An 8,817-nucleotide genomic window follows, 5' to 3' on the forward strand; every position below is an offset into this window, starting at 1 on the left:
GCGCCCAGCGCCATGTCGCGGCGGCTCATGCGCATCAATTGCCTGCCGGACGCTGATCGGACCGGATCAGGCTGGGCGCGATCGGCACCGCGCTGGCCGCAGGCGGACGGGCGGGGGAAAAGGCTGGCATGGTGACATGCGTGGCCAGCCCCGGCACATTGGCCCTGATCCGCTCCGCCACCGCGCTCGCCATCAGCCATGCGCCATAATCATTATGATGGGTCTTGTCCCTGCCGCCATCGTTGAAGGCCGTGGGCGCGACATCCGGTCCCAGCGCTTCGTAAATGGCGCGGCTGTCGGCGTTCAGGTCGATCAGCGGCACCGTCTCTTGGGTCGCCACCCTGCGCACCGCTTGCGCATAGGCGCCCAGCGTATCCCTGATCCGTCCGCCTTCATCGAAATTGCGCCGTTCGGGCGACGTCACCAGCACCGGCTGGGCGCCCCGCCGCCGCGCTTCGGCGATATAGGCGCGCAGATAGGCGGGATAGGCGATCGCCGCGTCGGCGTAGGTCTGCGGCCATTCGACTTTCTGGTCATTATGGCCGAACTGAATGAACAGCCAGTCGCCCGCCTTCATCCCCGACAGCAGCTTGTCGAACCGCAGGTCGGTCAGGAAAGATTTCATCGTCGCGCCGGACTTGGCATGATTGGCGACCACGACCCTGTCGTCCAGCATCGCGGGCAGCATCTGCCCCCAGCTGGCCGCCGGTTCGGCATATTGGTCGGTCACCGTCGAATCGCCCGCCAGAAAGACGGTGGGCGCGCGCACCGGCTCGATCCGCACCGACTGGACGACCGGCTTGCCCAGAAATTCCAGCGTCAGCTTTTCGTCCCAGGTCAATTCCGCACTATCGCGCGGGTCGATCCGAACGCCGTTGCCACCCGGCGCATTGGGCGGCGGCGGCGTCAGCGCGGGCGTGCGGACATTGACCAGAAAACTGCGCTCGACCGTTTCGCCCCGCCGCGTGACGACATGGTTCAGCATCAGCCGCCGCGCCTCCGCCTTCACCGTGGTATCGCCCGCCTGCCTTGTGTCGCCCAGCCGCACGGTGACGCGATAATCGCCTTCTGGCACCGCCACGGAAAACAGGAACCCATCGGCGCTGCCCCCCGGTTCCATGCCATGGCCACCCGCTTCATAGATTCGCAACCGTTCCGCCGCCCCCGGCCGCAGGTCGAAATCCTGTGCCATGGCGGGCGAGGCGGCGACGAGAAATAGCAGCAGGACGGTATGAAGCGGCATGGCGGGGATCATCCGTTTGGGCCATGCAAAAAGGGGAACGCCACGGAGCCGCAGCGCTCCCCCCAGATCAACCGCCCGTGCAGAGGCGTGTTGAACATGAATCCCGTTAAATAGATTGATGATCCATATATCGGGACACAATTTGATGGTCAATCGCGCTGCGTAATAATGTTCAGCAGTATGAAGCGCAGCGCCGTCATCACGTATGATGCGGCTGCGGAAAGCGCGCATTATCGTGGAAAAGGTCGACAGGCCGGTTGTGCCATGCGGTGGAACATACTGGCCCAAGCGCGAAAAGACGATCCACATTGTGGAATTGAAAATCACATGATGATTTTTCTGGAAATTGTCAGACTAACGGTATAGGATGACACTTCAGTTCACATAGTGGGACGTTTATGGTGCCGTGAAGCGGCATCAGTTACGATAGGGGAGGATATATGTTGCACATTCGTTCCGCGTTCGCTCGCCGCAGTTCGGCGCTGGCGATCGCCTCGACGCTGCTGATTGCGGCGCCCGCCATCGCCCAGAATCAACCGCCTGCCGACCAGCCGATCGCCGATCAGGCCGCCGCTGATCAAGGCACCGCCGACATCGTCGTCACCGGTTTTCGCGCCTCGCTCAACAGCGCGCTGGGCATGAAGCGTGCGGAAGCCGCCGCCGTCGATTCGATCGTCGCTGAAGACATCGGCAAATTCCCCGATTCCAACCTTGCTGAATCGATGCAGCGCGTACCGGGTATCGCGCTCGCCCGTGGCGACGGCGGCGAAGGTCGCAACATCTCGGTCCGTGGCCTTGGCGCGGGTTTCACCCGCGTGCGCATCAACGGCATGGAAGGCACGTCGCAGACCGGTTCGTCGGATATTTACGGCGCGGGTAACAACGGCCGCAGCTTCGACTTCAACGTCTTCCCGACCGAAATCTTCTCGGCCCTGTCGGTGCGCAAGACCACCTCGGCCGATGTGGAAGAAGGCTCGCTGGGCGCCACCGTCGATCTTTCCGCGCCCAAGCCCATGGATCAGAAGGAAGACTTCGTCCTCGCCGCCACCGCGCGCGGCGTCTACAACGAACTGTCGAAAAAGGTCGATCCGCGCGCCTCGCTGCTGATTTCCAAGAAGTTCGGCGACAGCGGCTTCGGCATCCTCGGTTCGGTCGCCTATCAGAAGCGCAACCTGCGCGAGGTCGGCTATTCGGCGGTGGACATCCTGTCGGCCAACACCAATGGCGGCTTCTGTTCGCCGCTCGGCGCGCCGATCAACACGGCGGGCCAGACCGCGGCGCAGCTGGCGGCACGCGGCGTGACGGCGGAAAATTGCAGCACCGGCAATCCGCGTACCAGCAACGCTGCGGCCTATAACTCGATCCAGGCGCTCCGCCGCGCCGACCTGCCCAACACGGCGGGCAGCGGCGCTTTCCTGCCGCGCCTGCCGCGCTACCTCAACAGCGAACAGGATCAGGAACGCATCGGTGGTTCGCTGACGCTGCAATTCCAGCCCGACGATGCAACCGACATCTCGGTCGATTTCCTCTATTCGCGCTTTGAAGTAACCCGCCGCGACAATTATATCGCGGCCGTCTCCTTCGCCCGTAATGCTTCGAACCTCGGTCAGCCGATGACGTCGGTGCGCGAAATCGAATTCGACGACAAGGGTTCGCTCGTCCACGGCGTGTTCGATGGCGTCGACGTCCGGTCCGAAGGGCTGGTCGACCATTTCGTGTCGACCTTCAAGCAGGCGAACGTCAACTTCAAGCGCCAGCTGAACGACAATCTGGAAATCAGCGGCATCGTCGGCTTCAACCAGTCGGTCTGGGACGGCAAGAGCCGCCTTCAGACCTTCATGGATGCGGTCGATACCGACGGCTTCTCGATCGATTTCCGCGATGGCGGCACGACGCCCAAGCTCGGCTTTGGCTTTGACGTCAACAATCCGGCCAATTTCGCCTACGCACCCGGCCTGTCGAACGGCACCGTCACCGGCGGCTTCAGCTTCCAGGGCAAGCCGTCCAAGAACACCACAGACAATATGACCGCCGAAACCAACCTCAAATGGACGGTCAGCGACGCCCTGACCTTCCGTGGTGGTGCGCAATATCGCCGCAGCGACTTCCTCTCCACCTTCCTGCGCGCCTATAATGCGGACACCGTCGTGCGTGCGCTGCCAGCTGGCACCAGCCTGTCGAGCATCACGACCAACATCACCGGCGTCGACAAGCTGTGGGGCAATGGCGCCCCGGCCAGCTGGGCCGCGATCGATGCCCAGAAATGGGCCGACACCTTTGGCTTCGACGATGTCCGCTATTGCGGCGTCGAATGCGGCGGTGGACGCAGCCGTGTTCGCGAAGAGGTGATGAGCAGCTTCCTCATGGCCAATTTCGACCTCGAAAACGCCATTGGCTTCGGGGTGCGCGGTGATGTCGGCGTGCGCTATGTCAAGACCGACATGGCCTCGTCGGGCTACATCGCCGTCGCCAGCGCGACGTCGCCGACCGCTCTGGCCGGTCAATATGCCGCTGCCAAGAACAGCTACAGCGACTGGCTGCCCTCGGCCAATATCGTCATCGAACCGGTCGACAACGTGCTGGTCCGTTTTTCGGGAGCCAAGGTTCTGGCGCGTCCGGAACTGGGCCTGTTGACGCCCACCAGCGGCGTCAATCCGGTGACCCGCGTCGGCAACGTCAACAACCCGTTCCTCGACCCGATCCGCGCCAACACGTTCGACGTGGCGCTGGAATGGTATTTCCGTCCCGGATCGTTGCTCTCGGCCGCCTTCTTCTACAAGGATATCAAGAGCTTCATCCAGAATGTGAACAGCCAGATCCCGTTCAACCAGCTGGGTCTGCCCACCGCGTTGCTGGAAAACAGCAACACTGGTCCGGACGAACTGTTCACCGTGTCGCAGCCGTTTAACACGCCCGGCGGCAAGCTGAAGGGTATCGAACTGAATGCCCAGATTCCCTTCACCTTCTTCGATGGCTTCTTCAGCAATTTCGGCGTGCTGGCCAACTACACCCATGTCACGTCGAAGATTAACTACATCCTCGCCAGCGTGAACGGCGTACCCACCGTGACGACCACGGCGGACCTCGTCGGCCTGTCGCCCAATACGGCATCGGGCACGCTCTATTATGAAGACGACAAGTTCAGCATCCGCACGACCGGCAACTTCCGCGACCAGTTCATTCGCGGCATCCCCGCATCGCCCGGCAGCGATCTTCAGGGCAATGCCAAGACCTTCTACATGGATGCGTCGGCCAGCTATAATGTCACGGATCGTCTCAAGCTGATCGTGGAAGCGACCAACCTGACCGACGAACAGAACCGTCTCTACATCGACAGCCAGCGTCAGGACACGCTGTTCGAAACCCGCATCGGCCGCACCTTCACCTTCGGTGTGACCTACCGGATGTAAATATAAGGCCATGGAGCGCGCGCCTTGCATCATCTTCGATGCGGCGTGCTCCACGGTCCGACGATTTCCTCCCCAAACTTGAAGGGCGCGGCCACCATCGGTGACCGCGCCCTTATTCTGTCCGCCTGTCCTACCTCGCGGTGGCCAGCTATAATCTATCATCGCGTAACGAAATTACCGAAAATTGTTATTCAATGTCGCATTCGGCAGGAAATGTGCGAAGTTAAGCCGATATCGTCCACTCAGCGCGGCCCGGCATAGCCTACCGCAGCGCCGATCTGCTCCGCCGATTTCATGACCTGTTCGGCCAGGCCTGGGCGCAGTTCATCGGTCAGATAATGGGCGGCGCTGGCGATCGAAATGGCGATGCAGATCTGCCCCTTCGCATCGCGGATCGGGATGGCGATGGATCGCACCCCGTCGCCCAGCTCGCTGTCGTGCAACACTTCGCCTCGCGCCTTGTGCGCGCGCATTTCGGTGACGAAGGCCTGAATCTGGCCCGGCGTAGCCTTGCCATTCTTCGCCTCGACATAGAGCCGTTCCCAGCCCGCTTCATCCTCGTCCAGCAACAATGCCTTGCCCAGCCCGGTCTCCGCCACCGGTCGCCGATCCCCCGGCGCGGTCGCCACGCGCAGCCGTTGCGTACCCGTCACCCGGTCCAGATGGCGCGACCAGTCGCCTTCGCGCTTGCCCACGAACACGCAAAAACCGGTCCGCTCCGACAGCAGTTCCATGAAGGGGCGAGCGACCCGGACATAGTCGATCTGCTCGGTCGCCAGCACGCCCAGCTGCAACAGTTTCGGCCCCAGCGCAAAGCCGTCCCGCGTCACCGCCAGATAGTTGCGCGACTTGAGCGCCTGCACCAGCCGGTGCGCGGTCGTCTTGCTCATGCCCAGCTTCCGGGCCAGGTCCGCGGCGCGGATCGGCCCGTCGATCACCTCGTCCATGATGTCGAGCGCGCGCATCAGGGTTTGCGTGCCCTTGACCGCTTCCTGCCCGTCCTTCTGCTGCCCATCCCTTTGCTGCTTGTCTTCGCCGTCCTGCATGATGTCCCTGCCGCGTATCCGTCCCATATATCGGGGCGTTCCATATAGCGGAAACATATCGGCTAATTTGGACCAGTTGTCAGCCTCTTTGTTGCGGACATATGAAAAGCCCGCCGGTCACTGGGACCGGCGGGCTTTGAACCATGGCTGACGGCAGGATCGATATTGGCCCTTATCGATATTGGCCGATATTAATATTGAATGGTGACGGTCACCGCGCGGCGGTTCTGCGCCCAGCTCGCTTCGTCCGAACCCAGCGCGGCAGGGCGTTCCTTGCCATAGCTGACCGTGGTCAGGCGACCCGGATCGATGCCCAGCGACGCCAGATAGTTCTTCGCCGCATTGGCGCGCCGTTCGCCCAGCGCGATATTATAGTCGCGGGTGCCGCGTTCGTCGGCATGCCCCTCGATGGTGACACGCACCGTGGGGTTCTGACGCAGCCAGGCCGCCTGGCTTTGCAGCGTCGCCTGATCTTCGCCATCGACGTCATATTGGTCGAGGCCAAAGAAGATGCGGTCCGACGCCACCGACGCCAGAAAGTCCGCCTGACTGCCCTTGGCAGGACCGGCCGGGCCGGTGGGACCGGTCGGCGCGGTGGTTTCGCCGGTGCCGCCGGGGGCGGGGGGCAGTTCGGCCGGGGGCTTCTTGGAACAGGCGGCCAGCGCGATGATGGCGGTCGCCGCCAGCAGGGTCCGGGACAATTTCATGAAAGGGGTCTCCTTCGCTATGTTCTATGCCGCCCGCTCTGGACGATGATCAGGCTCTGTGAAGGTCGTTACGCTGTCAAGACGATTAGGTTCCCAGTTAGCCGGGCAAGCCTGAACGAATGCTTACGGCAGCAACGGTCCCCATGCCGGGTCCGATCCGCTGAGCGGCGTGGGAATGCGCCGTTCGTTGACCCCGGTCAGGTCCACCTGCCACACCTGACTGCTGCCCTGCTTGCCGGGGGTCGTGCGGAAAAACTGCAATACGCGGCCATTGGGCGACCAGGTGGGCTGTTCGTCCTGCCAGCCATTGGTCAGGATACGCTCATTACCGCCGCTGGGCGTCATCACCGCGACCTTGAAGTCGCCGGAAATCTTGGTGAACGCGATCAGGTCGCCGCGCGGCGACCATTCGGGCGTCGCATAACGGCCGCCGCCATGGCTGATGCGCCGCTGGTTAGATCCGTCGGCGTTCATGACATAAAGCTGCTGGCCACCCGACCGGTCGCTTTCGAAAACGATCTGGCTGCCGTCGGGGGAATAGCTGCCCCCCACATCGATGCCCGGCGAATTGGTCAGGCGCACCGGCGTGCCGCCGCTCGTCGACACGCGATATATGTCGGTATTTCCCGCCACCGCCATGGAAAACAGGATGTAGCGGCCATCGGGCGACCAGCGGGGGGCAAAAGTCGCATTGCTGCTTTCGGTGACCAGCTTCTGCTGCCCCGCGCCGATGTCGTAGATATAGATGCGCACCCGGCTGCCGAGGTAGCTGACATAGACGATCGACTTGTAGTCGGGCGAAAAGCGCGGGGTCAGCGCCATCGACTGGCCGTTGGTGATGAAGCGATGGTTCGCCCCGTCGCTGTCCATGATGGCCAGGCGCTTGACGCGGTTCCCCTTCGGCCCGCTTTCGGCGATATACGCGATGCGGCTGTCGAAGAAGGGGCTTTCGCCCGACAGGCGGGCATAGATGGCGTCGGCGCATTTATGCGCGGCCCGACGCCAGTCGCGCGGCGCCACGACATAGCCCTGCCGCGTCAGTTCCTGCTTCAGCGCCACATCGTAGAGGTAGCAGCCAACGGTGATGTCCGCCTCGCCCCCGGTGGTACGCACAAAGCCCTGCACCAGCGCCTGATAGGCGCCCCATTTGTCGAACACGGGGAAAGTGACTTCGGGAAAGGGCACATTGGGCAGGCCGCCCGGACCCGACGGGTCGAACAGGCCGGAACCTTTAAGGTCGGACGCAATGACTTCGGCGATCTTGCGGCCCAGTTCATTGGCCGTGCCTGCCGGCGTCGCGACATCCTGCTGCGCGGGCATGGGGGGCACCGCGACCTTCAGATTGCTGTCGATTTCGCCGGTCACATCGACCGACAGCTGCGCCATGGCGGGCGTCGTCAGGATTGCGGCCAGCGCGACGGTGGCCATCGACAGGCGGCGCAAAATGTTGGTCTTCATCGGTTCAGCCTCGCATCAAAGCGGAGTGGCCGCAGCCATTTCCATTGGTCGTAAAATTCTTTGGGCATGTTGCGGAACGGCGATGCCAGCTTGACCGCCTGGATCGCCCGTTCGGCATGCAGCTTGGCCTGCGGCCGGTTGCTGGCGGTCACGCCCAGCTGGTCGATCACCTCCGGCGTGCCGATGACCCCGCCATTCTGGTCCAGTCGCACTTCCAGCAGAGTCACTAGCTGGTCTGCATCCGCCCCTGAAGGCGGCCGCCAGTGGGGTTTTAGCTGACGGCGCAATTCGGCGTCCAGCGCCGACTTCTGTGCCGGTCCCATGGCGGCGGCTGGTGGCGGCGCAGGTTTGCGCGGCGCATCATCGCTGGTGTCGATGCCCTTCAGGAAATCCTTGCCCAGCAGCGATCCCTTCGGCTTGTCCGCCTTGCCCGAACCCGAAGCTTTGGCGGGGGCATCCTGCCTGGCCTTGGCATCGCTCTTTGCCTTGGATGGCGCGGCGGCTGCGGCCTTGGGCTTTTCAGGCGCAGGCTTGGTCTTGGGCGCGGGCTTTTCCGGCGCAGGCTTGGGCTTGGCCGGGGTCTTGGCGACCTCCTTCTTGGGCGGCGCAGGCTTGGGCGTGGGCTTGGGGTCCGGCTTCGCTACCGGCTTGGGCGGAGTCGGCTTTGGAACAGGCCGGGGTTCGGGCGGCGCGGGCGTGGGTTCAGGCGCGGGCGCCGGTTCGGGCGCAGGCTTGGCGTCCTCCGTCGGTCCTTCTTCCGGCGCGACGCTGGGCGGCGGGGGCTGGGTCGAAATCTGCGGCGCGGTCGATTGCAATGCGACCTCGTCCACCAGACTGATGTCCATGGGCGGGGACTTCAGCTTCAACGGGTTGGGCGTATTCAGGAATCCGGCGGACAGCAGGCCGAACAGCAGGACATGTCCTGCCGTCGCGACGCCAAGGCCGATCTTTTC

General features: G+C 63.2%; 6 protein-coding genes. 1 reads left to right on the forward strand and 5 read right to left on the reverse strand.

Going from position 1 to position 8,817, the window contains the following annotated elements; translation table 11 throughout:
- Window positions 1-34: 34 nt before the first annotated feature.
- Window positions 35-1,243: a rhamnogalacturonan acetylesterase gene (locus ACOJSJ_RS09650; RefSeq protein ID WP_420144771.1), complete on the reverse strand. Its 1,209-nt coding sequence runs from the start codon at window positions 1,241-1,243 to the stop codon at window positions 35-37.
- Between the two features lie 440 nt (window positions 1,244-1,683).
- Between ACOJSJ_RS09650 and ACOJSJ_RS09655 the strand changes: the two genes are divergently transcribed.
- A complete protein-coding gene (locus ACOJSJ_RS09655; protein ID WP_420144772.1) occupies window positions 1,684-4,653 on the forward strand; it encodes a TonB-dependent receptor in 2,970 nt (989 codons plus the stop codon).
- Window positions 4,654-4,895: 242 nt separating this feature from the next.
- Here the strand turns inward: ACOJSJ_RS09655 and ACOJSJ_RS09660 are convergent, their stop codons facing one another.
- The 4 genes from ACOJSJ_RS09660 to ACOJSJ_RS09675 all read right to left on the reverse strand — a co-directional run.
- Window positions 4,896-5,726, reverse strand: coding sequence for an IclR family transcriptional regulator (locus ACOJSJ_RS09660; protein WP_420144773.1), 831 nt, complete (start codon window positions 5,724-5,726; stop codon window positions 4,896-4,898).
- 164 nt (window positions 5,727-5,890) lie between these two features.
- Window positions 5,891-6,406 carry a peptidoglycan-associated lipoprotein Pal gene (gene pal, locus ACOJSJ_RS09665; RefSeq protein WP_420144774.1) on the reverse strand — a complete coding sequence of 172 codons (516 nt, stop codon included), beginning with the start codon at window positions 6,404-6,406 and terminating at the stop codon, window positions 5,891-5,893.
- A gap of 123 nt (window positions 6,407-6,529) precedes the next feature.
- Complete coding sequence (gene tolB / locus ACOJSJ_RS09670; protein WP_420144775.1) at window positions 6,530-7,864, reverse strand: Tol-Pal system beta propeller repeat protein TolB; 1,335 nt, start codon at window positions 7,862-7,864, stop codon at window positions 6,530-6,532.
- On the reverse strand, window positions 7,861-8,817 hold a 957-nt coding region (locus ACOJSJ_RS09675), incomplete at its 5' end, for a cell envelope biogenesis protein TolA (RefSeq protein ID WP_420144776.1). The genes ACOJSJ_RS09675 and tolB, both read right to left, overlap by 4 nt.

The sequence above is a fragment of the Sphingobium sp. genome (genome assembly GCF_048594625.1).
GTDB lineage: Bacteria > Pseudomonadota > Alphaproteobacteria > Sphingomonadales > Sphingomonadaceae > Sphingobium.